Annotated in this window: 25 protein-coding genes and 1 pseudogene; 9 read left to right on the plus strand and 17 right to left on the minus strand. The window is 65.2% G+C overall.

Annotated elements, in window-relative coordinates; translation table 11 throughout:
* Positions 1–3 precede the first annotated feature (3 nt).
* The 4 genes and pseudogenes from ACZY0R_RS03000 to ACZY0R_RS03015 all read left to right on the plus strand — a co-directional run bounded on the left by ACZY0R_RS03000 (position 4) and on the right by ACZY0R_RS03015 (position 3,255).
* Positions 4–858, plus strand: a complete 855-nt coding sequence (locus ACZY0R_RS03000) for an ABC transporter permease (RefSeq protein ID WP_488857061.1) — start codon at positions 4–6, stop codon at positions 856–858.
* Positions 859–882: 24 nt separating this feature from the next.
* Entirely contained in the window at positions 883–1,704 is an 822-nt protein-coding gene (locus ACZY0R_RS03005) for an ABC transporter permease (RefSeq protein WP_488857062.1), read from the plus strand.
* 40 nt (positions 1,705–1,744) lie between these two features.
* The gene (locus tag ACZY0R_RS03010; RefSeq protein WP_488857063.1) at positions 1,745–2,587 is read left to right on the plus strand and encodes an ABC transporter ATP-binding protein; all 843 of its coding nucleotides are present in this window, start codon (positions 1,745–1,747) and stop codon (positions 2,585–2,587) included.
* 61 nt (positions 2,588–2,648) lie between these two features.
* A pseudogene (locus ACZY0R_RS03015) lies at positions 2,649–3,255 on the plus strand (TauD/TfdA dioxygenase family protein).
* Positions 3,256–3,311: 56 nt separating this feature from the next.
* Here the strand turns inward: ACZY0R_RS03015 and ACZY0R_RS03020 are convergent.
* The 5 genes from ACZY0R_RS03020 to cyoA form a co-directional block, all read right to left on the minus strand.
* On the minus strand, positions 3,312–4,424 hold the full coding sequence (locus tag ACZY0R_RS03020; protein WP_488857064.1) for a substrate-binding protein: 1,113 nt from the start codon (positions 4,422–4,424) through the stop codon (positions 3,312–3,314).
* A gap of 182 nt (positions 4,425–4,606) precedes the next feature.
* Complete coding sequence (locus tag ACZY0R_RS03025) at positions 4,607–4,972, minus strand: cytochrome o ubiquinol oxidase subunit IV (RefSeq protein WP_035866677.1); 366 nt, start codon at positions 4,970–4,972, stop codon at positions 4,607–4,609.
* A complete protein-coding gene (gene cyoC / locus ACZY0R_RS03030) occupies positions 4,972–5,610 on the minus strand; it encodes a cytochrome o ubiquinol oxidase subunit III (protein ID WP_035866678.1) in 639 nt (212 codons plus the stop codon). Before cyoC ends, ACZY0R_RS03025 begins: the two co-directional genes overlap by 1 nt.
* Positions 5,611–5,618: 8 nt before the next feature.
* Positions 5,619–7,595: a cytochrome o ubiquinol oxidase subunit I gene (gene cyoB / locus ACZY0R_RS03035; RefSeq protein ID WP_488857065.1), complete on the minus strand. Its 1,977-nt coding sequence runs from the start codon at positions 7,593–7,595 to the stop codon at positions 5,619–5,621.
* An 8-nt stretch (positions 7,596–7,603) separates the two neighbouring features.
* Complete coding sequence (cyoA, locus tag ACZY0R_RS03040) at positions 7,604–8,569, minus strand: ubiquinol oxidase subunit II (RefSeq protein ID WP_045239859.1); 966 nt, start codon at positions 8,567–8,569, stop codon at positions 7,604–7,606.
* A gap of 636 nt (positions 8,570–9,205) precedes the next feature.
* Between cyoA and ACZY0R_RS03045 the strand changes: the two genes are divergently transcribed.
* Both ACZY0R_RS03045 and ACZY0R_RS03050 read left to right on the plus strand, forming a co-directional pair.
* Positions 9,206–10,174, plus strand: a complete 969-nt coding sequence (locus ACZY0R_RS03045) for an aliphatic sulfonate ABC transporter substrate-binding protein (protein WP_488857066.1) — start codon at positions 9,206–9,208, stop codon at positions 10,172–10,174.
* A gap of 110 nt (positions 10,175–10,284) precedes the next feature.
* Positions 10,285–11,559, plus strand: a complete 1,275-nt coding sequence (locus ACZY0R_RS03050) for an O-acetylhomoserine aminocarboxypropyltransferase/cysteine synthase family protein (RefSeq protein WP_488857067.1) — start codon at positions 10,285–10,287, stop codon at positions 11,557–11,559.
* A gap of 109 nt (positions 11,560–11,668) precedes the next feature.
* Here the strand turns inward: ACZY0R_RS03050 and ACZY0R_RS03055 are convergent, their stop codons facing one another.
* Positions 11,669–12,469 (minus strand): HAD-IIB family hydrolase, encoded by an 801-nt coding sequence (locus ACZY0R_RS03055; RefSeq protein WP_488857068.1) that lies wholly within the window; start codon positions 12,467–12,469, stop codon positions 11,669–11,671.
* 320 nt (positions 12,470–12,789) lie between these two features.
* On the opposite strand from ACZY0R_RS03055, the gene ACZY0R_RS03060 reads away from it, so the two are divergent.
* A complete protein-coding gene (locus tag ACZY0R_RS03060; RefSeq protein WP_488857069.1) occupies positions 12,790–13,602 on the plus strand; it encodes a MetQ/NlpA family ABC transporter substrate-binding protein in 813 nt (270 codons plus the stop codon).
* Positions 13,603–13,732: 130 nt separating this feature from the next.
* Here the strand turns inward: ACZY0R_RS03060 and ACZY0R_RS03065 are convergent, their stop codons facing one another.
* Positions 13,733–14,149, minus strand: coding sequence for an NUDIX hydrolase (locus tag ACZY0R_RS03065; RefSeq protein WP_488857070.1), 417 nt, complete (start codon positions 14,147–14,149; stop codon positions 13,733–13,735).
* A 258-nt stretch (positions 14,150–14,407) separates the two neighbouring features.
* Between ACZY0R_RS03065 and ACZY0R_RS03070 the strand changes: the two genes are divergently transcribed.
* Positions 14,408–15,406 carry an aliphatic sulfonate ABC transporter substrate-binding protein gene (locus ACZY0R_RS03070; RefSeq protein WP_488857071.1) on the plus strand — a complete coding sequence of 333 codons (999 nt, stop codon included), beginning with the start codon at positions 14,408–14,410 and terminating at the stop codon, positions 15,404–15,406.
* Positions 15,407–15,455: 49 nt separating this feature from the next.
* Here the strand turns inward: ACZY0R_RS03070 and ACZY0R_RS03075 are convergent, their stop codons facing one another.
* Complete coding sequence (locus ACZY0R_RS03075; RefSeq protein ID WP_488857072.1) at positions 15,456–16,310, minus strand: SDR family NAD(P)-dependent oxidoreductase; 855 nt, start codon at positions 16,308–16,310, stop codon at positions 15,456–15,458.
* Between the two features lie 117 nt (positions 16,311–16,427).
* Between ACZY0R_RS03075 and ACZY0R_RS03080 the strand changes: the two genes are divergently transcribed.
* Complete coding sequence (locus ACZY0R_RS03080) at positions 16,428–17,381, plus strand: GlxA family transcriptional regulator (RefSeq protein WP_488857073.1); 954 nt, start codon at positions 16,428–16,430, stop codon at positions 17,379–17,381.
* Positions 17,382–17,418: 37 nt separating this feature from the next.
* On the opposite strand, the gene dmpG is transcribed toward ACZY0R_RS03080, so the two are convergent.
* The 9 genes from dmpG to ACZY0R_RS03125 all read right to left on the minus strand — a co-directional run bounded on the left by dmpG (position 17,419) and on the right by ACZY0R_RS03125 (position 25,394).
* On the minus strand, positions 17,419–18,471 hold the full coding sequence (gene dmpG, locus ACZY0R_RS03085; protein WP_441629372.1) for a 4-hydroxy-2-oxovalerate aldolase: 1,053 nt from the start codon (positions 18,469–18,471) through the stop codon (positions 17,419–17,421).
* Between the two features lie 24 nt (positions 18,472–18,495).
* A complete protein-coding gene (locus ACZY0R_RS03090; RefSeq protein WP_045239865.1) occupies positions 18,496–19,461 on the minus strand; it encodes an acetaldehyde dehydrogenase (acetylating) in 966 nt (321 codons plus the stop codon).
* A gap of 55 nt (positions 19,462–19,516) precedes the next feature.
* On the minus strand, positions 19,517–19,810 hold the full coding sequence (gene thmT, locus ACZY0R_RS03095) for a 2-hydroxymuconate tautomerase (protein ID WP_488859485.1): 294 nt from the start codon (positions 19,808–19,810) through the stop codon (positions 19,517–19,519).
* On the minus strand, positions 19,779–20,567 hold the full coding sequence (dmpH, locus tag ACZY0R_RS03100; RefSeq protein WP_488857074.1) for a 2-oxo-3-hexenedioate decarboxylase: 789 nt from the start codon (positions 20,565–20,567) through the stop codon (positions 19,779–19,781). Before dmpH ends, thmT begins: the two co-directional genes overlap by 32 nt.
* A 39-nt stretch (positions 20,568–20,606) precedes the next feature.
* Positions 20,607–21,389, minus strand: a complete 783-nt coding sequence (gene dmpE, locus ACZY0R_RS03105) for a 2-oxopent-4-enoate hydratase (protein ID WP_488857075.1) — start codon at positions 21,387–21,389, stop codon at positions 20,607–20,609.
* Positions 21,390–21,397: 8 nt separating this feature from the next.
* Positions 21,398–22,852, minus strand: a complete 1,455-nt coding sequence (locus ACZY0R_RS03110; protein WP_488857076.1) for a 2-hydroxymuconic semialdehyde dehydrogenase — start codon at positions 22,850–22,852, stop codon at positions 21,398–21,400.
* 121 nt (positions 22,853–22,973) lie between these two features.
* Positions 22,974–23,906: a catechol 2,3-dioxygenase gene (locus ACZY0R_RS03115; RefSeq protein WP_488857077.1), complete on the minus strand. Its 933-nt coding sequence runs from the start codon at positions 23,904–23,906 to the stop codon at positions 22,974–22,976.
* Positions 23,907–23,971: 65 nt separating this feature from the next.
* Positions 23,972–24,313 (minus strand): 2Fe-2S iron-sulfur cluster binding domain-containing protein, encoded by a 342-nt coding sequence (locus tag ACZY0R_RS03120; RefSeq protein ID WP_488857078.1) that lies wholly within the window; start codon positions 24,311–24,313, stop codon positions 23,972–23,974.
* A 13-nt stretch (positions 24,314–24,326) separates the two neighbouring features.
* Positions 24,327–25,394 carry an NADH:ubiquinone reductase (Na(+)-transporting) subunit F gene (locus ACZY0R_RS03125; RefSeq protein ID WP_488857079.1) on the minus strand — a complete coding sequence of 356 codons (1,068 nt, stop codon included), beginning with the start codon at positions 25,392–25,394 and terminating at the stop codon, positions 24,327–24,329.
* Positions 25,395–25,436: the final 42 nt, after the last annotated feature.

Consider the following 25,436-nt stretch of genomic DNA (forward strand, 5'->3'; position numbering starts at 1 on the left):
GCGATGGCTGCCAACGATTCCCTTGCGCTGCCCCGGCCTGCTTCCGCCGGGGCAGCGCCCGAGCACGGCGGCAAGGCGCAACGCAACTGGCGCCCCGGCCTGCATCACGCCGCCTGGCTGCTGGCCTGGCCGGTGCCGCTGGCGCTGCTGCTGGCCTGGTACGTGGCGGCACGCTTCGCATGGATCCCGCCGCAGGTCCTGCCCGCGCCCGACGCGGTCTGGCACACGCTCGCCGAGCTGTACCAGAGCGGCGAGCTGCAGGCCAACCTGGCCGTCAGCGCGCTGCGGGTGGCGGGCGGCTTTGCCCTGGGCCTGGCCGGCGGCCTGGCGCTGGGCGTGGCGATGGGCCTGTCGCCCGCTTTCCGCGATTACGTCTATCCCACCTTCAAGGCCTTCAGCCAGGTGCCCGTGCTGGGCTGGCTGCCGCTGCTGATGCTGCTGGTAGGCATCGACGAAGCGCTCAAGATCATCCTGATCGCCAAGGCATCGCTGGTGCCGATCGCGCTCAATACCTACAAGGGCATCCAGAACGTGCCCACGCGCTATATCGAAGTGGCGCGGGTGCTGAAGTTCACGCGCTGGCAACTGCTGTCGCGGGTGGTGTTTCCCGCCGCGGCCGCGCCGGTCTGGAATGGCATCCGCTATGGGCTGACGCACGCCTGGCTGGCGCTGGTGGTGGTGGAGCTGCTCGCGTCATCCGAAGGGCTCGGCTACATGATCGTTTATGGCAGGCAACTGTTCCAGCTCGATATGGTGATTGCCGCGGTGATCGTGGTGGGCGCGGTCGGGTTCGCGCTGGACAAGCTGCTGGCGCTGGCCGAGCGCGCGGTGCTGCGCTGGCGCAAGCCGGGCCTTTGATCGCGGCAATACAAGGAAAACAAGATGGCTGATGCAATCACGACGCCGACCACCCGATCCGCCGGCGCACGTCCCGTGCGCATGCCTCGCGCGCTGCGCGGCTGGGTCCTGCCGGTCGCGCTGATCGTCCTCTGGTGGGCCTCGGTGCGCTTCGGCTGGAGCACCTCGCCGCTGCTGGTGCCGGTTTCCAAGGTCTGGGACACGGCGGTGCAGCAGGTGCGCAGCGGCGCCCTCTTCGTGGCGCTCTCCGCCAGCCTGTGGCGCGACCTGGCGGGCTTCGCGCTCGGCGCCAGCGTGGGCCTGGTATTCGGCACCGCGCTGGGGCTGTCGCGGCTGTTCGAGCAATTGTTCGGCCCGACCTTCCACACCATCAAGCAGATCTCGCTGTTTGCGTGGATTCCGCTGATCTCGGTGTGGTTCGGCCTGGGCGACACCGCCAAGGTGGTGTTCCTGTCGCTGGCGGCGTTCTTCCCCGTGGTGCTCAATACCTTCGAAGGCATCCGCGGCGTGCCCGCGGACCTGCTGGAAGTGGCCCGCGTGCTGAAGTACTCGCGCTGGCAGGTGCTGCTGCGCGTGGTGCTGCCGTCGGCCTCGCCGTCGATCTTTGCCGGCATCCACCTGGCCCTGATCTACGCATGGCTGGCCACGCTCGGCGCCGAGTACATGCTGGTCTCCGGCAAAGGCATCGGCAATACCATGACCGATGGCCGCGAGAATTTCTGGATGGACCTGGTGATCTTCGGCGTGATCGTGGTCGGGCTGGTCGGCTTCACGCTGAACTGGATCGCCAGCCGTATCGAAAGCCGCCTGCTGGCGTGGCGCGGCCGCTCCGTCGCCGCGTTCTGAATCGCCGGCTCTCCCAACAACTCACTGGAGAAACCCGCTCATGGCCCATGCCGGCACGCTCAGCATCGAGCACCTGCGCAAGCAATATGAAGTCAAGGGCGAGCCCTTGCCCGTACTGGAAGACATCACCCTCTCGATTGCGCCCGGCGAGTTCGTCAGCATCGTCGGCGCCAGCGGCTGCGGCAAATCCACGCTGCTGCGGCTGGTGGTGGGCCTGGAGGAGGACTACAAAGGCGAGATCCTGCTCGACGGCAAGCGCGTGGCCGGCACCAGCCTGGACCGCGGCATCGTGTTCCAGGAGCACCGGCTGTTTCCCTGGCTGACGGTGGAGCAGAACATCCGCACGGCGCTGCTCAACACCGACCTGACCGACACCGGGAAACGCCGCACCGTGCGCGAGCATATCGGGCTGGTCGGGCTGGCCGGCTTCGAGACCGCGTTTCCGCATCAGCTCTCCGGCGGCATGTCGCAGCGCGTGGCCATCGCCCGCGCGCTGGTCACGCGCCCGGAGATCCTGCTGCTGGACGAACCCTTCGGCGCGCTCGATGCGCTGACCCGCGCCTACCTGCAACAGGAGCTGCACCGCATCTGGCAGGCCGAGGGCATCACCATGATCCTGGTCACGCACGATGTGGAGGAAGCCATCTACCTGGGCGACCGCGTGGTGGTGATGGAGCCGCGCCCCGGCCGCATCCGCCGCATCCTGCCGGTGCCGCTGGCGCATCCGCGCGACCGCGCGGCGCTGTCCTTCGCGCGGGTCAAGGACGATGTGCTGCAGGAATTCACCGGGCGCCCGGCCGACCTGGCCGAAGCGCCCATCCGGCGCCTGCCGGATCCCGACGCCGGCGGCGGGCTGCCGCCGCATATCCGGTTCGCGATCTGATTCGCACACTTGATCGCGCACGCAAACGCGCCCTTTATTGCCACCCACAGGAGAATCCCAGATGACCCAGCAGCAATCCGCAGCCCAAGTCACACTAGACATCGACCCGGTAGCGGGGCGCATCGGCGCCGAGATCCGCGGGCTAAAGCTGGCGCCGGACCTCGATGCCGCCACCTTCGGCGCCGTGCGCGCAGCGCTGTTGCGCCACAAGGTGCTGTTCTTCCGCGGCCAGGACCACCTCGACGATGCCGCGCAGGAAGGCTTCGCCCACTTCCGCCATCTACGAAACCGAGCACCCGGTGGTGCGCGTGCATCCGGAGACCGGCGAGCGCACGCTGGTGCTGGGGCATTTCGTCAGGAAGCTGCTGGGCTACTCATCGTCCGATTCGCAGCACCTGGTTTCCGTTCTGCAGGATCACGTGCATCGCCTGGAAAACACCGTGCGCTGGCGCTGGCGCGCGAACGACGTGGCGATCTGGGATAACCGCGCCACACAGCACTATGCGATCAACGACTACGGCGACGCGCACCGCGTAGTGCGCCGTGTGACCATAGCGGGCGATGTACCGGTCAGCGTGGATGGGCGGCGGAGCGTGGCGGTGAAGTCGGGGGCGTCCAAGCACGGCGAACCGGCTAATCACACCGCCCTGGCACGCGCGGCGGCATAGGGCAGCGGCATGCGGGTCCGCGCCGGGCGGTTTCGGGCCCGGTCCCTTCACATTGCCTACCTTATGCCTTGCATGCACTCCTTCGGATCGACGACCCCCAGGCTTTTGACAATCCTGAAGCTGCCGTTGCTTGCCTGTGCGATGTACATGTTCATGCGAACGTGATGCTGGCCGGGCACCATTTCGGCCGGACCACCCGGCCCTTCAGCGATCCTTGCGTGGTCTAGCGCCTTGATGACATCCTCCTGCTTCAGCGAGCCCGCCTCCTTGACCGCAGTCTCCCAGAGCCTCAGGCCCCGGTACATGCCCGAACACGCGCTGCCGGCAGTGAACCTGGCAGTGCCCGGATAGCGCTTGTCGTACTGATCGATCAGTGTCTTGCTGAAGGCATCGCTGACGTTCTGGTAGTAGTCGAGGCAACTGTACAGGCCCTCCACATGCGCGGCCGGCACCAGGTTCAGGAAGTTCTCGTCGAAGTACGTGCAGACTATGTATCCGCCTCGCTGCGTGAAACCGGCGCGGTAGAGCTGCTCGAGGAACGGCGTGAGCCCGGGAGGGACGATGGTATTGAATACCACCTCTGCGCCGGTGGATGCGATCTGGTCGATTGTCTTGCCATAGTCGGCGTGATCGAGGGGAAAGTACTCCTCTCCGACAATCGAGCCACCGTGGGCCGTGACAACCTGACGAACCTTCTTGTTCATCGTGCGCGGCCAGATATAGTCCGCTGACGACAGGTAGAATTTCTTCGCCCCCGTTTGCTGCATCAGCCAGGGTATGAGAGGCTCAACCTGCTGCGCTGGCACCGGGCCTGTGCAGAAGATCAGCGGGTCACATTCCTGTCCCTCGTATTGCTCCGGGTAAATGTAGAGCTTCTTGCCGTTCACTACGGCAGGAGCCTTGATCGCCTGCCGCGTGGAGCTGTAAATGCCACCGAAGAGCACATCGACCTGATCCTGCTGGATGAGCTTGGCAGCTTTGGCTTCCGCTACGCTGTCCGTGGTCGCGCTGTCCTCAAGGTACAGATCTATCTGCCGCCCCAGCAAGCCACCCGTTGCATTGATGTCATCGATCACCATCCTGGCCACGTTCGCATTGGCGATTCCCGCGAACGAGAGTGGCCCCGTCTGGTCCGTGATGACGCCCACCTTGATGGATGATTCCTTCATGGCGCATCCCTCCTCTCAAGGATGCTGGCGGTAACGGCGCTCGCCAATCCTTGCTGCTGTCCTTCGCACTCAACCAGCATAGGTCAATTCAGGACCGTCCCGCCAGGATCGCGCCCATGCCGGGCGCAAAACGACAAAGGCGGCCCGGAGGCCGCCTTTGTCAGCGCTGATGCGTAGATCGCTCAGTGCACCATCATATTGCTGTTCATGTTGTGCATGATCCACAGCGAGCCCGCCACCACGATCAGCAGGATCAGCGCGGTGAAGGCCAGCGCCATCACGTTCCAGCGCTGCTCCGAGGAGCTGTCCAAGTGCAGGAAGTAGACCAGGTGCACAACGATCTGCACCACGGCCAGACCGAGGATCACGGCCAGCGTGGTGGAGGCTTCCAGCGTGCCGCCCATCACCAGCTTGAACGGGATGACGGTCAGGATCACCGCCAGCACAAAGCCGATCACATAGGACTTGACGCTGCCGTGGCTGGCGCCGGCGGACGTGGTGCCATGCGCGTCGTGAGCGCCGGCGGTAGAAACGTTGCTGTGTTCCATTACATCGCTCCCATCAGGTAGACCACGGTGAACACGCCGATCCAGACGATGTCCAGAAAGTGCCAGAACAGCGCGAAGCAGGCCAGGCGCTTGGTCATGGTGGCGGTCAGGCCCTTGCGGGAGATCTGCCACATCAGCACGGCCATCCACAGCAGGCCGCTGGCCACGTGCAGGCCGTGGGTGCCCACCAGCGTGAAGAAGGAGGACAGGAACGCGCTGCGTTCCGGACCCGCGCCTTCGGCGATCATGTGATGGAACTCGTTGATTTCCATGCCGATGAACGCCACGCCCAGCAGGAAGGTCACGCCGAGCCAGAACTGCAGGCGCGCGCGCTGGCCGTTGTGCAGCGCGATCATCGCCATGCCGGAGGTCAGGCTGCTGAACAACAGCAGGAAGGTCTCGACCAGGACGTAGTTCAGTTCGAACAGTTCCTTGCCCGAGGGGCCGCCCGCCACTTCGCCGCGCAGCACCGCGAAAGCGGCGAACAGTCCGGCGAAGATGATGCAGTCGCTCATCAGGTACACCCAGAAACCGAACACCGTGTTGGCGCTGGTGTCGTGGTGGGCGTGGTCGTGCGAGTGGGCATGCGCCGCGTCGGCGGCATGCGCAGGATAACGATGTAGAGCTTCAGTCGTCATGATTCGATTCAGGCCTGTGACGCGATGCGCTGGAAATGGCTCGACTCAACCGCCTCGACTTCGCGTGCGGGCACGTAGTAGTCGATATGGTCGTCGTTGCTGCGGAAGATGAAGCTGACGATCATGCCCACCAGGCCAACCGCCGCCAGCCACCAGATGTGCCAGGTCAGGGCGAAGCCGAGCGCCAGGCTGAAGGCACCGATGTAGAAGCCAGCGCCGGTGTTCTTCGGCATGTGGATCTGCTCGTAGTGCGCCTGCATCTGCGGCAGCTCGCCGCGTGCCTTCATGTCGGCGAAGGCGTCGAGGTCACGCACCACCGGGGTGTGCGCGAAGTTGTAGAACGGCGGCGGCGACGAAGTTGCCCACTCCAGGGTACGGCCACCCCAGGGATCGCCGGTGACGTCGCGCAGTTCGTTGCGGCGGCGCACGCTGACAACGATCTGCAGGACCTGGAACACGATGCCGAGGCCGACAAACAGCGCACCCACCACGGCCACATAAAGGTACGGGTTCCACGCAGGGTTGTCGGTATGGTTCAGGCGGCGCGTCATGCCCATGAAGCCCAGCGCGTACAGCGGCATGAAGGCCAGGTAGAAGCCGATGATCCAGCACCAGAACGCGCACTTGCCGAGGCCTTCGTCCAGCTTGAAGCCGAACGCCTTCGGGAACCAGTAGGTAATGCCGGCCAGGTAGCCGAACAGCACGCCGCCGATGATCACGTTGTGGAAGTGGGCAATCAGGAACAGGCTGTTGTGCAGCACGAAGTCAGCCGCCGGCACTGCCATCAGCACGCCGGTCATGCCGCCGATCACGAAGGTGACCATGAAGCCCAGCGTCCACAGCACGGGCGTGGTCATCTGCACGCGGCCGCGGTACATGGTGAACAGCCAGTTGAAGATCTTCACCCCGGTCGGGATGGAGATGATCATCGTGGTGATGCCGAAGAACGCGTTGACGTTGGCGCCCGAACCCATCGTGAAGAAGTGGTGCAGCCAGACCAGGAACGACAGCACCATGATGGCGCTGGTCGCGTAGACCATGCCCTTGTAGCCGAACAGCTTCTTGCCCGAGAACGTCGAGATGATTTCCGAGAAGATGCCGAACGCCGGCAGGATCAGGATGTACACCTCGGGGTGGCCCCAGATCCAGATCAGGTTCACGTACATCATGGCGTTGCCGCCCATCTCATTGGTAAAGAAATGCATACCGAGATAGCGGTCCAGGCCCAGCAGGCCCAGCGTGACGGTCAGCACCGGGAAAGCGGCGATGATCAGCACGTTGGTGCACAGGGCGGTCCAGGTGAACACCGGCATGCGCATCAGGGTCATGCCCGGCGCGCGCATCTTGAGGATGGTCACCAGGAAGTTGACGCCAGTCAGCAAGGTGCCGAGACCCGAGATCTGCAAGCTCCAGAGGTAGTAGTCCACCCCCACCCCGGGGCTGTACGCAATCCCGGACAGCGGCGGGTAGGCCAGCCAGCCGGTACGCGCGAACTCGCCGACGCCCAGAGAGACGTTGACCAGCATGGCGCCGGCCACGAACAGCCAGAAGCTCAGCGTGTTGAGGAACGGGAAGGCCACGTCGCGCGCGCCGATCTGCAGCGGCACTACAAGGTTCATCAGGCCCGTCATCAGCGGCATCGCCACGAAGAAGATCATGATCACGCCGTGGGCGGTGAAGATCTGGTCGTAGTGCTCGGGCGGCAGGATGCCGGTGGCGCCGTTGGTGGACAGGGCCAGCTGGGTACGCATCATGATGGCGTCGGCAAAGCCGCGCAGCAGCATGATCAGCGAGACCGCGGCGTACATGATGCCGATCTTCTTATGGTCGACCGAGGTGAACCAGTCGTTCCACAACCACTTCCACTTGCCGAAATAGGTGATCAGCGCGCATAGCGCCACCCCACCCAGTGCCACCATCGACAACGTGCCCATGATGATGGGCTCGTGGAACGGGATGGCATCCAAACTCAATTTGCCAAACATCTTAACTCCTAGGAATTCGAGCCCGGCGCCGGCGTAGCGGGCGCGGCCATGGACACCTGGCTCACGCCGAGGGTGTTGCGCGAGGTGCAGACAGGACCGAACGACGTGCCGTTACCGGCGATCGCGCCGCCTGCGCCGTCCATGTACTTGTGCAGGATGCCGTGGTACAGCTGCGGATCGACCTTGGCGTAGAGGGCCACGGGATTCGCCTCGCTGGGCTTGGCCAGTTCGCTGTAGTCGGCCAGGGTCAGCTGGTTCGACGAAGCGCGAACCTGCTTGACCCATTGTTCGAAGTCGTAGTTGGAGACCGCCTTGGCCTTGAACTTCATGCCGGAGAAGCCGCCGCCGCTGTAGTTGGCCGACATGCCGTCAAAGATGCCGTTCTCGTTGGCGATCAGGTGCAGCTTGGTCTCCATGCCCGCCATGGCGTACACCTGGCTGCCCAGTTGCGGGATGAAGAAGGAGTTCATGATCGAATCGGACGTGATCTTGAAGTTCACCGGCGTGTTGACCGGGAACGCGATCTCGTTGACCGTGGCGATACCCAGGTCCGGATAAATGAACAGCCACTTCCAGTTCATCGCCACGGCCTCGATGGTGACGGGCTTGACGTTGGATTCGATGGGCTTGTACGGGTCCAGGTCGTGCGAGGACTTCCACGTGATGATGCCCAGTACCAGGATGATCAGGCAGGGAATCAGCCACACCACCACTTCGATACCGGTGGAGTGCGACCAGTCCGGCTCGTAGCGGGCCGACTTATTGCTGGCGCGGTACTTCCAGGCGAAGGTGAAGACCAGGACGATCACCGGAATCACGACCAGCAGCATCAGCCAGGTCGCGATCAGGATGATGTTTTTGACGTCGGCGCCAATCTGGCCCTTCGGATCTAGCACGGTCATGTTGCATCCGGCCAGCAGCAGGGCGGCGCAAGGCAGTAACCGCGTCCAACGCGGAAGTTTGGGTATCTTCATGTCACGACTGGTTGAGTTGGCCACGGAACGACGGCGCGGCGCGGTTTTGCTGCCGGATGCGGGAGCAAGCGGCAGGCTTAAGGCTGGGGGAAACTGGGTCAGATCCGGGTCAAGCGCCCTGTGTGCCAGGCGACGCACCGATCAGGGGCAGGCTGGCTTGGTCCTTGTGGGACGGATCATTGTGGGACTGCGGTGGTCCACACAGGAGGATGTCGGCACGGCGACGCCCGGTATGTTCGCCCGGCGGGCAAACAGGGTATTCAGGTGAGGGTCGCGGTACGTCTGACATCGTGGCGCGAAATCTACCGCATCGCAGCATTGAGGGTAAACCCGTGAGCTAGAACACACTGTTCAGTAAATCGGACAATGCAGCTTCTCCGCCCATCCCGCCTTCAACTCAGCACTAGTTCAGGATAATCTTGCCTGCGGCAAGGTGTCGCAGGGGTGCGCACCCTTGAAAGCAGCTGCACCAATCCGGGAAGGGGCGCCACCGCAAGCGGAGCGTTACATCAATCACATTTATGGATGTCACCGGGCGCCGTTCTATCCAAATGCAATAAGCTTCGTTCCCCTCCCGGCGCGATTTCGCAACCATAGAGCCGCAGACAAACCAAGACCCTTCCCGGAGAAATCGCAATGCATCCTTTCCGCCGCTGGCTGCCCTTCGCGGGCCGCGCCCTGGCAATCGCCGCGCTGTCCTGGTCCGCCGCCGGCCATGCCGCCGACCCGGCCGTGCGCGTGGGCTACCAGAAGGCCGGCCTGCTTGCTGTGCTAAAGGCCCAGGGCTCGCTGGAGAAAAAGCTTGCCCCGCTCGGCTTCAAGGTCGAGTGGAAGGAATTCCCCGCCGGCCCGCAACTGCTCGAAGCGCTCAACGCCGGCGGCATCGATTTTGGCTACACCGGCGCGCCGCCGGCTGTCTTCGCCCAGGCCGCGCGCGCCAACTTCGTCTACGTCGGCGCCGAGCCCGGCGGCAAGACCAACGAGGCGCTGTTCGTGCCGGAGAAATCCTCCATCCGCTCCGTGGCCGATCTCAGGGGCAAGCGCATCGCCCTGCAGAAGGGCTCCAGTTCCAACTACCTGCTTGTGCAGTTGCTGAAGAAGCACGGCCTCAGCCTGCAAGACATCCAGCCCATCTACCTGCCGCCGGCCGATGCGCGCGCCGCCTTCGAGAGCGGCAGCGTGGACGCGTGGGTGGTCTGGGACCCGTACTACGCGCTGGCGCAAAAGGCGCTGAAGGTGCGCACCATCGCCGACTACGAAGGCGTGCCCTCGCCCTTCAACTTCTACGAAGCCGCCAACGGCTTCGCCAAGGCGCAGCCGCAGATCGTCAACGCCATCCTGGAGCAACTGCGCACAACCGGCCTGTGGGTGGTGAAGAACCCCGGCGAGACCGCCGCCCTGCTGGCGCCCGCCGTGGGCCTGGACGTACAGGTAGTCGAAGCCTGGCTCAAGCGCGTGCCGTACGGCGCCACGCCGGTGACGCCGGAGGTGATCGCCGTCCAGCAGCAGGTGGCCGACCTGTTCCATGAGCAAAAGCTGATCCCCGCCGCCGTCAAGGTGAAGGACAACATCTGGCAGGCGAGCTTCCCGCTGGCCAGCCACTGAGCGGATCCGCGGCGGCCCGGCCACGGTCCGCCACGGTGACATGCGGGAGCCGCCACTGCTACCATGCCTGCTCCTGAGCGCCATCATTCCAACAAGAAGACAACGACATCATGAAAATCGAGACAATTGCCGTTCACGGCGGCTACTCCCCGGACCCGACCACCCGTGCGGTGGCCGTGCCCATCTACCAGACCGTGGCCTATGCGTTCGACAACGCGCAGCACGGCGCCGACCTGTTCGACCTCAAGGTGCCCGGCAATATCTACAGCCGCATCATGAACCCCACCAACGACGTGCTTGAGCAGCGCCTGGCCGCGCTCGAGGGCGGCGTGGGCGCGCTGGCGCTGGCGTCCGGCATGGCGGCCATCACCTACGCCATCCAGACCATCGCCGAGGCCGGCGACAACATCATCTCGGCCAGCCAGCTCTACGGCGGCACCTACAACCTGTTTGCCCACACGCTGCCGCTGTCCGGCATCGAGACCCGCTTTGCCGACGGCCGCAATCCCGCCGCCTTCGGCGACCTGGTGGACGCGCGCACCAAGGCGATCTTCGTCGAATCCGTGGGGAATCCGCTGGGAAATATCGTCGACATCGAAGCCATTGCCAAGGTGGCGCACAACCACGGCATCCCGCTGATCGTCGATAACACCGTGCCGTCGCCCTACCTGTGCCGGCCTTTTGAACACGGCGCCGACATCGTCGTGCACTCGCTCACCAAATACCTGGGCGGCCATGGCAACAGCGTGGGCGGCGCCATCGTCGACAGCGGCAAGTTCCCGTGGGCCGAGCACAAGGCACGCTTCAAGCGCCTGAACGAACCCGACGTGTCCTACCACGGCGTGGTCTACACCGAAGCGCTCGGCGCCGCCGCCTATATCGGCCGCGCGCGCGTGGTGCCGCTGCGCAACACCGGCGCGGCGCTGTCGCCGTTCAATGCCTTCCTGATCCTGCAAGGCATCGAGACGCTCGCGCTGCGGCTGGACCGTATCACCGAGAACGCGCTGGCGGTGGCGCGTCACCTGAAGGCCAGCCCGAAGGTGGAATGGGTCAACTTCGCCGGCCTGCCCGAGCACCCGGACCACTCGCTGGTACAGCGCTACCTGGGCGGACGCGGGCCGGGCATTTTGTCGTTTGGCCTGAAGAGCGGCGGCCGCGAAGCCGGTGCGCGCTTCCTCGATGCGTTGCAGCTGTTCACGCGCCTGGTCAACATCGGCGACGCCAAGTCGCTGGCGACGCATCCGGCATCGACCACGCACCGCCAGCTCGACGCGGCGGAACTGAAGGCCGCCGGCGTCAGCGAAGACATGGTGCGGCTGTCGATCGGCATCGAGCATATCGACGATCTGCTGGAAGACCTGGAGCGGGCGCTGGCTGCGGCCTGAGTCCTGCATGGGTAGCGCCGCGCCGCGGTGCTGGCAAGAAAGGCCGGTGGCATGGTGCTACCGGCCTTTTTCCTTTCTGCCGCCCGGTTTCCGCGCGTTGGTCTTGATGTCACTCCGGAATCCGCGACGCTTGCTCCCTGTCGCGCAGCACCGCCTCCGCCGCCTCAACAAACCCGGCGCCGCCCGGGCCATTCGCAATCCACCTGGGCGGCACGGGCAACTGATCAACGTAGTCAATCACGGTACTGACGCCCACGGTGTGCCTGAAGTATTCGAACATCGGCCCGTCGTTGGTCGAATCGCCGACATACATGAGCTGGTCGCCCACGGCGTCGAGCTCCAGGCTGTATAGCTCGCGCAGGCAGCGCTGCGTCATCGTCAGCTTGTCATAGCCGCCGAACCAGCCGAGCACCCACAGGGAGTTGACCGTCGCCCGGGCGCCCGCGGCGGCAAAGATCGACAAGATGGCCGATGCCGCCTCCGGATCGGCCGGGCGCGCAAACGCCAGTCCGGCCTGGCGGAAGGGCTGATCGCTCGCCACTCTCGCCCCCGGCACTGCGGCCAGCACCTGCTCACGCACGCGCTCCAGCCGTCGCGCCGAGTCGGCGCGCTCGTCCTCGCCGAGCCAGTAGCGGCGCTCCAGTTCATGACCGGCGGCATCACGCGCAAAGCAGAAGCCACCGTTCTCGCCGATCACCGCATCCACTGGCCACATGCGCGCCATCTGGTCGCACCAGCCGGCCGGCGCCGCGGTAACCGGAATCACCCGGATACCGGTAGCCTGCAGCCGCTCCAGTGCCGCATAGGTAGCCGCCGGCAAGCGTCCCCGATAGGTCAGCGTATCGTCCATATCGGTCAGGACAAAGCGAATAGCGCCGAAGGTGCCTGCGGAAGTCGAAAGCGCGCGCATGGAGAGGCCCAAATAAAAACGCCCGCGGGTTAAGCGGGCGCAAACCCAATTCCCCGGGGGGAATGGAGGAGACGTTTCAATACTAGCCGCAATCCCGGTTATCCCGCAACGACGCAATTGCCATATGCATATACCACCGCAGCGCAATAACAGAAGCCTGCACAAAGTGCCTGGAATCGCATACCTTGCTTATGCACCAGCGTTATATGACCATGCACATTTACTCGTTCCTTGAACGTATCAACCTCCCTACAATGGCCTGCTTGTTGGCGCTACGCCGGCACGCCACGATGCACATAATCCAATAAGGGGAGCTTTAGATGAAGATGGGTTTCGGGATTCGACTGATCGCCGCGGTGCTCGCGCTTGGCGTTATCCAGACGGCCGGCGCGGCCGATCCGGACAAGAAGGAAATCCGCTTCGGCGCCACCGCCGGTCCGTACTCCGACCAGATCCGCTACGGTATCAAGCCCCTGCTGGAAAAGAAGGGCTACAAGGTCACCTTCGTTGAATTCAGCGACTATGTGCAGCCCAACCTGGCGCTGGCCGATGGCGTCATCGACGCCAACGCGTTCCAGCACGTGGCCTACCTGAAGAAGTTCTCCGGCGACCGCAAGCTGCAACTGTCCGAAGTCATCAAGGTGCCCACCGCGCCGATCGGCATCTATAGCCGCAAGCACAAGTCGCTGACGGAAGTGAAGCCGGGCGCTTCGGTGTCGCTGCCCAACGATCCGTCCAACCTGGCGCGCGCCATCGCCATGCTGCAGCAGATCGGCTGGATCACGCTGAAGGCCGGCACCGACCCGATCCGCGCCAGCGAGCGCGATATCGAAGGCAATCCGCACAAGCTCAAGCTGATCCAGCTCGAAGCCGCGCAACTGCCGCGTTCTCTCGACGACGTGGACTACGCCTTCGTCAACGGCAACTTCGCGTTGTCCTCGGGCCTCAAGCTGACCGAGGCGCTGAGCCTGGAGAAGATCCCCGACTACTACATGAACCTGGTTGCCGTGCGCACCGCCGACACCGGCAAGCCGTTCGTCAAGGACATCCGCGACGCGTACCAGTCGCCGGAGTTCAAGGCCACCACGCAGCAGCGTTTTGCCGGCTTCCTGCCGCCGGCCTACCAGCGCTAAGCCAGGCCGCACACCGTGGCGCGGCGCTGCCAGGGAGCCCCCATGCGGGGCTCTTTTCTTTGGGCTCTTCGCCGATCTGCGTGATGAGGTGAGGGTCTCAAAACAACGCTAAGCGGAAGTTGGTCCGATGCTATACAAGCTCTGCGAGTCGTATTTCAATGGTCGAGAGTGCATTTCTGAACAGCCAATGCCACCGATCCGATGGAGCGTGACCTAGCGGATGCCAAAAGAACCTGAAGTCATGACCTCCATCGTCCTTTGCGTGATGCACCCAAGTGTTCGGTAGCAGACGGGCTGCCTCACAGAGGTGCAGAGACCATATCTGGTGTTCGTAACCGGATTGCCATAAGCCCAAGTCGACCGTAGCCACTCCATTTACACCAGACGCTTCGCACAGTTCGCGGACGGCAGCATCTGCGGGATGTTCATCGAACTCGATAGTGCCCTTGATAATCTGTAGACCGGCCAAGGGGTGCTCAAATGCCAGGATCTCAAGGCGGTTCTGCGCTGTTCTTAGCACGACAGGACATGCTTTGGTCGGTTTCATATGGGATTCTCTGCGAAAGGACCTTGTAGATATCAGAATCACAGCGTCGAGCTTGATGAAGTCTAACGCACCCGACCCAGCAGATATTCATTGGACCTTTCTTTGACGCGCCATCATGCACATCGGCACGCACCGGCGCCGGCTTATCCACACCTCCCCGCATAAGCAACTGCGGCATTCTTCGTTCCCCGCCCCCATGCCATGCCCTACGCTCTTGTGCTGATGATGGAGTCGGCGGAACACACGGGGAGAGCGACAATGACAAAGTTGACAAGGGCATTCGACAGGCGGCGCCGGCAAATCGTGGTGGGCGGCCTGGCCGCCGCGGGCACCGCGGCCACAATCGGCCTGGCCTTGCCCGCGCGCGCGCAGGCGCGGGCGCAAAAACACACGCTGCGCATCGGCTTCCAGAAATCGTCCACGCTGATGATCCTGCTGAAATCGCGCCAGACGCTGGAGAAGGCACTGGCGCCACTGGGCGCGTCGGTGCAATGGTATGAATTCACCTCCGGGCTGCCGCTGCTGGAGTCGCTCAATATCGGCAATCTCGACGTAAGCGCCGACGTGGCCGACGCGGTGCCGCCCTTCGCGCTCGCTGCCGGCGCCAACCTGACCTACTACGCCATCGAGACGCCCTCGCCCGAGGCGCAGGCAATCGTGGTGCGGCAGGATTCGCCGATCAGGGAAATCGCGCAGCTCAAGGGCCAGCGCATCGCTTTTGCCAAGGGGGCGGGCGCGCATTACCTGCTGCTCGAAGCCCTGGCCAGCGCGGGCCTGTCGATCCGCGACATCGAGCCCGCCTACCTGAGCCCGGCCGATGCGCGCGCCGCCTTCGAGCGCGGGAGCGTGGCCACATGGGTGATCTGGGACCCTTTCCTGGCAGCCGTGCAACGCCAGGCCAACGCCCGCATCCTGCGCGACGGCAAGGGCCTGTCGAGTTACCGGCGCTTCTACCTGGCCGCCACGCCTTATGCGCAGCGGCACGCGGACGTGCTGGCGGTGGTCTACGATGAGCTGCGCCGCGCCGGCGAATGGATCAAGCAAAATCCCGCCGTCGCCGCGCAATGGCAAGCACCGCTGATTGGCCTGGACGCACCCACCGTGGAAGCCGCCAACCGCCGCCGGACTTACCAGGTGCAGACCGTGGACGCGGCATCGCTCGACGAGCAGCAGCGCATTGCGGATGCCTTCACCAGCCAGAAGATCCTGCCGCGCAAGGTGGTGGTGGCGGAGTCCCCGGTGTGGCGGCGCGCCTGAGCTTTCGGGACGCCAGCCACTGAAGCTTGTGTCCCGGCCACCGTCAGCCTCAGCTTGCCGCAGCCACCTTGAAGCGCGCTGCCGGCACGCTGCGCGACAGGTTCGGCCCCAGCGCCGCGCGGGCGGCTTCGAAGGCGTCCCAGTCGGCCGCGTCCGGCAGCGACGGCAGCGTCACCACTTCGCCCTGGTCCAGCCCGGACAGAGCCGCGTCGACCAGGTCGTCCGCGCTCATCACCCACTCTTGCGGCAGGTTCTCCACCGGCTGCCCGGCCACATCCCAGAACTCCGTCCGGATCGCGCCGGGCAGCACAGCCTGCACCCGCACCCCCTTGTCCGCCAGCTCGTGCTGGAGCGACTGCGTAAAGGCCAGCACAAAGGCCTTCGATCCGCCGTACACGCCGTTGAGCAACTCGGGCGCCACCGCCACGATCGACGCAATGTTGATGATCGTCCCCCTGCCGCGGGCCACGAGTCCATGCGCGGCAGCGTAGGTCAGGCGGGTCAGCGCCGTGACATTGAGTGCAATCAGCGCCTGCATCTTGGCGGCATCGGACTCGAGCAACGGACCGGCGGCGCCGATGCCCGCATTGTTGACCAGCAATGTGATGCTGGCGTCGGTGCGCAGCAGCGTCTCAAGGCGGCCGACGTCGGCGTCCGCGCCAAGGTCCGCGGTCACGATCTCGACGGAGCGCCCGGTCTCGCTGGTCAGGCGGCTGGCCAGCCTGGCGAGCCGTTCGCGGTTGCGGGCGACCAGGATCAGGTCGTAGCCGCGCCGGGCAAGCCGGTCCGCGTAGACGGCGCCGATCCCCGAGGATGCCCCGGTAATCAAGGCCGTGCCGCGATGCGGCGTGTTTGCTACGGTTGCCGTGGTGGTTGCCGTGGTGGTTGCCGTGTTGGTTGCCATGTTCGTTCTCCGATGCCGCCGGCCCCATGCCGGCCTTCACGGAACGAAGATTAGGTGCATAATCCAGTGGCATCAATGTCATAGATGCCACCTTTTGTGCCATCGCCGGGATTCGCCATGCTACGTATCGGAATCGTCCTTTATCCAGGGTTCCAGGTCATGAACCTGGGCGTCACCACGGTCCTGGAGTTCGCCAACCTCACCGCCGGCAAGCCTCTATACGACGTCCGCCTGCTGTCCGAGCATGGCGGCCCGGTATCCGCCTCGGCCGGCTTTTCGGTCACTACCGAGCCATTCGGCGGTGAGGCGTTCGATACCCTGCTGGTAGTCGGCGACAACGATATCCAGCCCGCGTCGCCGGGCCTGGTGGCGTTCCTCCGGCAGGCGGCAACTTCCACCCGGCGCGTCTGCGCCACCTGCACCGGCGCGTTCAACCTTGCCGAAGCGGGCCTGCTCGACGGCCGCCGCGCCACCACCCACTGGTTCTATGCCGCCCGGTTGCGGCGTGCCTATCCAGGGGTCAGCGTGGAGGAAGACCGCATTTTCATCATCGACGGGCCGGTGTGGACCTCGGCAGGCATGACCGCCTGCATCGACCTGGCGCTCGCGCTGGTCGAGAAGGATGCCGGCGCCGTGATCGCGCGCCAGGTGGCGCGCAAGCTCGTGGTCTATCACCGCCGCGCCGGCGGGCAATCGCAGTTCTCCGCGCTGCTGGAACTCGAACCCAAATCCGATCGCATCCAGTCCGCCCTTGCCTTTGCCCGGCAAAACCTGCATGAAGGCTTATCCGTCGAGCAACTGGCCAACGCCGCGAACCTCAGCCCCCGCCAGTTCAGCCGCGCCTTCCGCGAGGAGACCGGGCAAACCCCGGCCAAGGCGGTGGAACACCTGCGCATCGAAGCCGCGCGGCTGATGATGGAGTCCGGCCGGCACCCGGTCGACGTGGTGGCGCGCGAGACCGGTTTCGGCGATCGCGAGCGGATGCGGCGGGCGTTCCTGCGGGCATTCGGGCAGCCGCCGCAGGCGATACGGCGGATGACGAGGGTGGAGGAGGAACCGGCGCAGGCTTGAGGGAAGCGGCGCCCGCGCCGGACGCGGGCGGCCGGCCTTACGCCGCGATCCGCGTTGCTCCCGCCTCGCGCCGCGCCACCAGATCCAGCGCGACATCGACAATCATGTCTTCCTGGCCGCCCACCATGCGGCGCTTGCCCAGTTCCACCAGGATGTCGACCGTCTTCAGCGCATAACGCGCGGCCGCGGCCTCGGCATGGCGCAGGAAGCTGGAATAGACGCCGGCATAGCCCAGCGCCAGCGTCTCGCGGTCCACCCGCACCGGGCGGTCCTGCAGCGGGCGCACGATCTCGTCGGCGGCATCCATCAGTGTGTAGAGGTCGCAGCCATGGTGCCAGCCCAGCCTGCTCGCCGCGGCGATGAATACCTCCAGCGGCGCGTTGCCGGCGCCCGCGCCCATGCCGGCCAGGCTGGCGTCGACGCGGTCGCACCCCTCCTCCACGGCGACGATGGAGTTGGCCACGCCCAGGCTCAGGTTGTGGTGCGCGTGCATGCCGGTCTGGGTTTCAGGCTTGAGCACATCCTTGAAGGCGCGGAAGCGGTCGCGCACATCGTTCATATTGAGCGCGCCGCCGGAATCCACCACATAGACAGTCTGCGCGCCATAGCTTTCCATCAGCCTGGCTTGCTGCGCCAGCGCGGCGGGCGTGGTCATGTGGCTCATCATCAGGAAGCCCACCGTGTCCATGCCCAGTTCGCGCGCGTACTCGATATGCTGGCGCGAGACATCGGCCTCGGTACAGTGCGTGGCAACCCGCACCACGCGCGCGCCTGCGTCGTACGCGGCGCGCAGGTCGTGCACGGTGCCCACGCCGGGCAGCAGCAGGGTGGCGACCTTTGCATGGCGTACCGTTTCGGCCGCGGCGGCGATCCATTCGAGATCGGTATGCGCGCCGAAGCCGTAGTTGAAGCTGGAGCCTGCCAGGCCATCGCCGTGCGCGACTTCGATCGAATCCACCCTGGCTGCGTCCAGCGCCGCCGCGATGCGGCGCACGTCGTCCAGGCTGTACTGGTGGCGGATGGCGTGGCTGCCGTCGCGCAGCGTGACATCCGAGATATAGAGTTTCTTCTGCGTGGCTTGCTGGGTCATGTGTTGTCTCCGTGCGCCCGCCGCTTACGCAGCCAGCCGGGTTTCCGCCAGGCGCTCGGCGCAGGCGAGCGCGGCGCTGGTCATGATGTCGAGGTTGCCGGCATAAGCGGGCAGGTAGTGGGCGGCGCCTTCCACTTCGAGGAAGATCGATGTCTTTAGTCCGCTCATCAGCCCCAGCCCCGGGATGTTCAACGGCGCGGACGGATCGATGCGCTCGAACTGCACGCGCTGCTTGAGCCGGTAGCCGGGCACATAGGCCTGCACCGCCTTCGCCATGGCTTCCACGCTGGCTTCTATCGCCGCTTCGTCGGCGTTCTCGGATAGCGTAAACACCGTGTCGCGCATCATCAGCGGCGGCTCCGCCGGGTTCAGCACGATGATGGCCTTGCCGCGCGCCGCGCCGCCTACCGAGCAGATCGCCTGGCTGGTGGTCTCGGTGAACTCGTCGATATTGGCGCGCGTGCCCGGCCCGGCCGACCTGCTGGAGATGGACGCGACGATCTCGGCATAGTGCACCTTCGCCACGCGCGATACCGCCGCCACCATCGGGATGGTGGCCTGGCCGCCGCAGGTGACCATATTGATATTGCTGGCGCCGAGCTGCTGGTCCAGGTTGACCACCGGCACAACGTAAGGCCCGATCGCGGCCGGGGTCAGGTCGATCACCTGGATGCCGTGTTGCTGCAGGATCTTGTTGTGGTGCGAATGCGCGCCGGCCGAGGTGGCATCGAAGGCGATGCGGATATCGCCGAAGCCGTCCATCTTCACCAGGCCTTCGATGCCCTCGGCCGTGGTGGGCACGCCCAGCCGCGCGGCCCGGGCCAGGCCGTCCGAGGCGGCGTCGATACCGACCATGGCGCCCATCTCCAGATGCCGGCCGTGGCGCATTACCTTGATCATCAGGTCCGTGCCGATGTTGCCCGAACCGATGATGGCTACCTTGTGCTTGCCGGGCGGATGGCTGCCGCCGGCGCCTGCTTTCATGTCCATGTTGTCTCCGTGCCCGGGCAGTCCAGTGCCGCCAGGCATTCCGTATGCCGCTCCCTCAGCGGCCGAGTTCCTTCGCTGTCTTGCCCGCGATGCCAAACTGCGTCTTGGGCACCTCGGTGATCATCACGCGCACGCTCTCGATCGGCGCACCGATCGATTCCACGGCGGCGTCCGTCAGCGCGCTGATCAGGCGGGCCTTTTGTTCTTCGGTACGGCCTTCGATCAGAAACACTTGCATGATGGGCATGGCTTTTCTCCTGCTGGGTGGGTCGAGTGGGCTACATCGTACAGCGCCACCATCACGCTCGCCGCGCGCATCAGACGAAGCGCATCGATACGGTGCCGAGATGCTGGTAGCGCACCGTGATGTTGTCGCCGGCCGCCACCGCGACGGCCTCGGTCACGCCGCCGGTCATGATGAAGGCGCCCGCCGGCAGCTCGCGCCCGCGCGCACCGAGCATGTTCGCCAGCATGGCCACGCTGCTGGCCGGATGGCCGAGCACGGCGGCACCGGCGGCGGTGGCGACCACCTCGCCGTTCTTTTCCAGCACCACGCCGAGGTTCTTCAGATCAATCCCCTCGGCGCAGCGATGCGTGCCGCCCGCCACGAAGCGGGCCGACGAGGTGTTGTCCGCAATCACGCTCTTCAAGTCGAAACGGAAGTTCTCGTAGCGCGAGTCGATCACCTCCACCGCGGGCAGCACGAAATCGGTGGCGGCCAGCACGTCGCCGATATGGCAGCCCGGCCCCTTGAGCGGATGCTTGAGCACGAAGGCGATCTCGGCCTCCACCTTGGGATGGATCAGCGATGCGGTGTCAATGGCGCCGCCGTCCATGCAGGCGCCGTAGTCGGTCAGGAAGCCGTAGACCGGATCGGTCACGCCCATCTGGCGCATCTTGGCGAAGGAGGTCAGCCCCATCTTGAGGCCGGCGATGCGGGTGCCGCGCACTTCCTTGCGTGCCCGGATCGCGTCCTGGATGGCATAGGCGTCATCCCAGTCCATGTCGGGATGGGTGTCGGTGATCTTGCGCACCGGCTCACGGTTGAGCTCGGCGTTTTCCAACTGCTCGGCGAGCTGCTGGATGATGTCTTGGGTGAGGTTCATGGCGATGTCCCGGGCTGCCTATCTAGATCTGGGGTCCGTTCAAATGAAGCGCACGCCGGCCGAGCCGATGCCGCCCAGGCTGATGCGAAGCCGGTCGCCGGCCTGGACCGGCACCATCGCGGCGAGCGAGCCGGACAGGATTACCTCGCCCTTCTTCAGCCCGATGCCGAGGTGGCCCAGCGTATTGGCCAGCCACGCCACGGCGTTGGCCGGATGGCCAAGCGCGGCGGCGCCGGCGCCGGTGGCGACGATCTCGCCGTTCTTCTCCAGCGTCATGCCGACCGTGCCGAGATCGAGGCCGCGCGGGTCCACGGCCGCATCGCCCAGCACGAACACGCCCGAGGACGCGTTGTCCGCCACCGTGTCCTGGATGCGGATCTTCCAGTCGCGGATACGCGAGTCAACGATCTCGAAGCACGGCAGCACGTAGGCGGTGGCGCGCAGCACATCGGCATTGGTCACGCCCGGGCCTTCCAGGTCTTCCTTGAGCACGAAGGCGATCTCGCCCTCGGCCTTGGGCGCGATCAGCGTATCGGCGGCGATGGCCGCGCCATCGGCGTAGACCATGCCGGACAACAGGTGCCCGAAGTCCGGCTGGCGCACATCGAGCATGTCCATCACCACCCGGCTGGTCACGCCGATCTTCTTGCCGATCACGCGCTCGCCGGCGTCGAGCCGGTGCTGCACCATGGCGAGCTGGATGCGGTAGGCATCGTCGATGGAAAGCTCGGGGTAGCTCTCGGTCAGCGGCGCAATGGCCTGCCGCGTGGACAGCGCGTGGTGCAAGCTGGCGCCGATGTCGAGGATTTGTTCGGGTTTCATGGCCTGCCTCACAGTTTCACGCACACATTGCGCAGCTCGGTATAGAACTCCATCGAATGCACCCCGCCCTCGCGGCCAATGCCGGATTGCTTGGCGCCACCAAAGGCGGTGCGCAGGTCGCGCAGGAACCAGGCGTTGATCCAACAGATGCCGACGTCCAGGGCGCTACCCATGCGGTGGGCGGTGCCAAGGTCGGACGTCCACACGGTGGCGGCCAAGCCGTAAGGCGTGTCGTTGGCAAGGCGGATCACTTCGTCCTCGGTATCGAACGGCGCGATATGGCAGCAGGGACCGAAGATCTCCTCGCGGATCACGGCCGCATCCTCGGGCAGCCCGGTCCAGATGGTGGGCTGCACCCAGGCGCCTTCGGCCAGCGCGCCGGGCATCTCGGGCACGCCGCCGCCTGTGACCACAGTGGCGCCCGCCTCCGCCGCCTTCTTGTAGTAGGAGAGCACCTTGGCACGATGCTCCAGCGACACCAGCGGGCCCATGTTCACGCCCTCGTCGCCCGGCCGGCCAATGCGCAAGCCCTCGGCCCCGGCCTTGAGCGCCGCGACGAAGCGCTCGAAGATGGGCCGCTGCACGTAGACGCGCTCGGTGCCCAGGCAAACCTGGCCGCTGTTCTCGAAGGCCGAGCGGGTGATGCCGGCGACTGCCTTGTCGAAGTCCGCGTCGGCGAACACGATGCCGGCGTTCTTGCCGCCCAGTTCGAACGAGACGGGGCGCACGCCATTGGCGGCGGCTTTCATGATGGCCTCGCCGGTACGGGTCTCGCCGGTAAAAGTGATGCCGTTCACATCCGGGTGCGCGGTCAGGAAGGCCCCTGCGGAATCCGGGCCGAAGCCGTGGACCACGTTATAGACGCCCGGCGGCACGCCAGCCTCGTTCATCACCTCGCCGAGCAAGGTGGCGGTGGCGGGGGTTTCCTCGGACGGCTTGACCACGACTGCATTGCCGCATGCCAGCGCCGGGCCGACCTTCCAGGTCATCAGCAGCAGCGGCAGGTTCCACGGGCACACCACGCCGATCACGCCGCGCGGAGAGCGAACCGCATAGTTGATGGCCTCGCCGCCGTCCGGCGTGGCCATGGCGAAGCTCTCGGTCGGCACGTTCTTGACCAGGTCGGCGAAGACCTTGAAGTTGGCCGCGCCGCGCGGGATATCGACATGGCTGGCGAGGGACAGGGGCTTGCCCGTGTCGGCGATCTCGGCTTGCAGGAAGTCGTCGAAGCGGCGGTTGATGCCGTCCGCTACGGCGTGCAGTATCTCGACACGACGTGCCACGGTCATCTTACCCCACGGGCCTTTCAGCGCTTGCTTTGCCGCTGCGACCGCGGCATCGACCTCGGCCTGTCCGGCTTCGTGCACACGGGCGATCAGGCTGTTGTCGACCGGGTTGCGGTCGTCGAACTGGCGGTTGGTGGCCACCCATTCGCCGTTGATGAAGTTCTTGAACTCTTTCATGTTGTCTCGCTGGTTGCGGCAGGGTGTGCCGCGTCTTGCTGGTGATTCGCCTTTCTCCCCTCTCCCGCAAGCGGGAAAGGGGAGAAAACACTCGGCATCGGCGGTGACGCCGCGCCGGGAATCAGGTCAATACACTCAGGAACGCATCGTTCAGCTTCCGGTCGTGATAGAAGATCGCACGGCCCAGTTCGTTGTCGGTCCAGGTGATGGTCGGCTTGTCCGGATAGTGGATATACCCGCCGGAGAAGACCTCATTCCGGTTGCCAGAAGGGTCAAAAAAGTAGATGGTGGCGCCTCGCGTAATGCCATGCCGCGTCGGCCCGATATCGAGCGACACGTCCTTCTTGGAAATGATGTCGGCGGCCTTCAGCACCTCGCCCCAGTTGTCCAGGTTGAACGACGCGTGATGGAACTTGTTCTTCTCGGCATGACGAATGAACGCAATGTCATGCGCCTTGTTGGAACAGGTCAGGAAAGCGCCGATCATCATCTTGTCCGGGCCGGCCACCACTTGCTCGGCCAGCGTGAAGCCAAGCACGTCGCGAAACAGCCTGACGGTGCCATCCAGATCGTCGCCATACAGCAAGCAGTGATCGAAGCGGCTGGGCGCCATGCCGCGCAGGTCGTCCGGCCACGGGTCCGGGTTGCTGTCGCCGGTCAGGCAGCCCAGCTTGTCCTTGTCGGCGAAGAGTTCGATCGGATGGCCGGTGGGAATGGTGAAGCGGAAGCGCACGCCGGTGTGCGGATGCTCGCCGACAGGAATCCACCGGCAGTCCGATGCGAGGCCGGACTGCTCCACCTCCCGCGCCAGCCGTTCCAGCGTGCGGCCGCTATCGACGCGGAAACCCATGTAGTCCATGCCCGGGCTGTCGGCCTCGCGCAGCACCACGCTGTGGTGGTCGTGCTCGTCCCAGGCCTTCAGGTAGACGCGCCCTTTGTCGTCGCGCGCGGTTTCGATCAGTCCGAGTACTTCGGTGTAGTGTTTCAGCGCCGGTTCGAGTTCCAGCACGCGCAATGCCACGTGCCCGGGGCGCAATACGCCTGTCAATGCCATGACGGTCTCCTTGATGATGGGGTTATCGGTCCATCTTTTTATTGCTACGTTTTGCTGCAAGCTTGCTACGTTGATCCCTTCGCTTCCTGTGCCCTCTGCCGCTCCCGCTGCCGGTCCAGGCAGCGCTGCAGCAGCGCCACCGGCCGCAGGCTGATATCGCTGTCCGGATAGGCCTTGCACGCCAGCACCAGGCCACTGCCCTCCTCCTCAGCCGACAGGCAGGCCCGGCTCATCTTGCCGGTGCGGTAGCGGCCGGCCTCGATGCGCACCTTGCAAACCCCGCAGCCGCCGCCACGGCAGCCGGCGGGTATGCCGCGCTTGCCAAGCGCTTCCATCGCGCGCAACAGGTTCTGCTCCGGCGCGCACGGATAGCGCTGGCCGCTTCCCGCGATCTCCACGGTATGCATGGCGCCCTCTCCTTCAGATCTTGAACAGCGGGCTGCGCGCGCTGTTCTGCGCATCGCCGGCGGAGATGAACTTCTCGGTGTGGATGTCCTCCTCGAACAACCGGCCCTGCATCAGCGTGCGGATGCAGGCTTCAATCATCGGCGGCGGTCCGCACAGGTAGGCCTTGTGCCCCCGGAAGTCAGCGGTGGCGCCATTGGCGTAAAGCCCGTGCAGGACGTCATGCACGTAGCCGCGCGCACCATCCCAGCCACTGCCGGCCGGTTCGTCGGATAGCGCCGGCACATAGCGGAAATTCGGATGCGCGCCGGCCAGTGCGCGGAACTCCTCGTCGTAGTACAGCTCCGCGCGATTGCGCGCGCCTTGCACCAGCGTGATCGGCAAGGTCTCGCCGGCAGCCAGCATGTCCAGGATCATGGCGCGCGGGCTGGACAAGCCAGAGCCGCCCGCCAGGAACAGCATCGGCGCCTGCGCGGACTTGCGTACGAAAAAACGGCCGTAGGGCGCCGAGAAACCAAGCTCATCACCCACCGCGAGTTGCTCGTGCAGGTAGGCCGTAGCCTGGCCTCCTTCCACGCGACGCACATGCAGTTCCACCAGGTCGTCACCCGGACGGTTGGCCAGCGAGAAGGCGCGCGGCTGTTCGCAGCCGGGCACCCGCAGGTTGAGGTACTGGCCGGCCTGGAAGGCGGCTGCATTGCCGTCCTTCACGCGCAGCCAGATGCCCCGGATGGTGGGCGTCAGCGCACGGGTCTCCACCACTTCGGCGCGGTAGTCCGCCAGCGGCAGGCCGAGCGAGTCGGCATCCTCCTCGATGTCGGCCTCGATCACCATGTCGGACTGCGCGGTGGCGCAGCAGGCCAGGCACTGGCCGCCGTCGCGCTCGAAGTCCATCAGGGCGAAGCTGGACGCTTCGCCATGCTCGAACTCGCCCTCCACCACCTGCACCTTGCAGGTGGCGCACAGGCCGTGGCAGCAGGCGTGCGGCAGCCACACACCGTTGCGCAGGCAGGCATCCAGCACGGTCTGGCCGGGTGCGATCGGGATGGTCTGCCCGATCGGTTCAATGGTCAGGGAATACATCTTGTGTCTCCTACTTGCCTACTAGACGTTCTGATCGTTCCA

This window comes from Cupriavidus sp. F041, from assembly GCF_057814235.1.

Bases quoted from the DNA above. Each gene is read 5' to 3' on its own strand.
- ACZY0R_RS03000 (WP_488857061.1), top strand. From the start codon at position 4: ATGGCTGCCAACGATTCCCTTGCGCTGCCCCGGCCTGCTTCCGCCGGG.
- ACZY0R_RS03005 (WP_488857062.1), top strand. From the start codon at position 883: ATGGCTGATGCAATCACGACGCCGACCACCCGATCCGCCGGCGCACGT.
- ACZY0R_RS03010 (WP_488857063.1), top strand. From the start codon at position 1,745: ATGGCCCATGCCGGCACGCTCAGCATCGAGCACCTGCGCAAGCAATAT.
- ACZY0R_RS03020 (WP_488857064.1), bottom strand. From the start codon at position 4,424: ATGAAGGAATCATCCATCAAGGTGGGCGTCATCACGGACCAGACGGGG.
- ACZY0R_RS03025 (WP_035866677.1), bottom strand. From the start codon at position 4,972: ATGGAACACAGCAACGTTTCTACCGCCGGCGCTCACGACGCGCATGGC.
- cyoC (WP_035866678.1), bottom strand. From the start codon at position 5,610: ATGACGACTGAAGCTCTACATCGTTATCCTGCGCATGCCGCCGACGCG.
- cyoB (WP_488857065.1), bottom strand. From the start codon at position 7,595: ATGTTTGGCAAATTGAGTTTGGATGCCATCCCGTTCCACGAGCCCATC.
- cyoA (WP_045239859.1), bottom strand. From the start codon at position 8,569: ATGAAGATACCCAAACTTCCGCGTTGGACGCGGTTACTGCCTTGCGCC.
- ACZY0R_RS03045 (WP_488857066.1), top strand. From the start codon at position 9,206: ATGCATCCTTTCCGCCGCTGGCTGCCCTTCGCGGGCCGCGCCCTGGCA.
- ACZY0R_RS03050 (WP_488857067.1), top strand. From the start codon at position 10,285: ATGAAAATCGAGACAATTGCCGTTCACGGCGGCTACTCCCCGGACCCG.
- ACZY0R_RS03055 (WP_488857068.1), bottom strand. From the start codon at position 12,469: ATGCGCGCGCTTTCGACTTCCGCAGGCACCTTCGGCGCTATTCGCTTT.
- ACZY0R_RS03060 (WP_488857069.1), top strand. From the start codon at position 12,790: ATGAAGATGGGTTTCGGGATTCGACTGATCGCCGCGGTGCTCGCGCTT.
- ACZY0R_RS03065 (WP_488857070.1), bottom strand. From the start codon at position 14,149: ATGAAACCGACCAAAGCATGTCCTGTCGTGCTAAGAACAGCGCAGAAC.
- ACZY0R_RS03070 (WP_488857071.1), top strand. From the start codon at position 14,408: ATGACAAAGTTGACAAGGGCATTCGACAGGCGGCGCCGGCAAATCGTG.
- ACZY0R_RS03075 (WP_488857072.1), bottom strand. From the start codon at position 16,310: ATGGCAACCAACACGGCAACCACCACGGCAACCACCACGGCAACCGTA.
- ACZY0R_RS03080 (WP_488857073.1), top strand. From the start codon at position 16,428: ATGCTACGTATCGGAATCGTCCTTTATCCAGGGTTCCAGGTCATGAAC.
- dmpG (WP_441629372.1), bottom strand. From the start codon at position 18,471: ATGACCCAGCAAGCCACGCAGAAGAAACTCTATATCTCGGATGTCACG.
- ACZY0R_RS03090 (WP_045239865.1), bottom strand. From the start codon at position 19,461: ATGGACATGAAAGCAGGCGCCGGCGGCAGCCATCCGCCCGGCAAGCAC.
- dmpH (WP_488857074.1), bottom strand. From the start codon at position 20,567: ATGAACCTCACCCAAGACATCATCCAGCAGCTCGCCGAGCAGTTGGAA.
- dmpE (WP_488857075.1), bottom strand. From the start codon at position 21,389: ATGAAACCCGAACAAATCCTCGACATCGGCGCCAGCTTGCACCACGCG.
- ACZY0R_RS03110 (WP_488857076.1), bottom strand. From the start codon at position 22,852: ATGAAAGAGTTCAAGAACTTCATCAACGGCGAATGGGTGGCCACCAAC.
- ACZY0R_RS03115 (WP_488857077.1), bottom strand. From the start codon at position 23,906: ATGGCATTGACAGGCGTATTGCGCCCCGGGCACGTGGCATTGCGCGTG.
- ACZY0R_RS03120 (WP_488857078.1), bottom strand. From the start codon at position 24,313: ATGCATACCGTGGAGATCGCGGGAAGCGGCCAGCGCTATCCGTGCGCG.
- ACZY0R_RS03125 (WP_488857079.1), bottom strand. From the start codon at position 25,394: ATGTATTCCCTGACCATTGAACCGATCGGGCAGACCATCCCGATCGCA.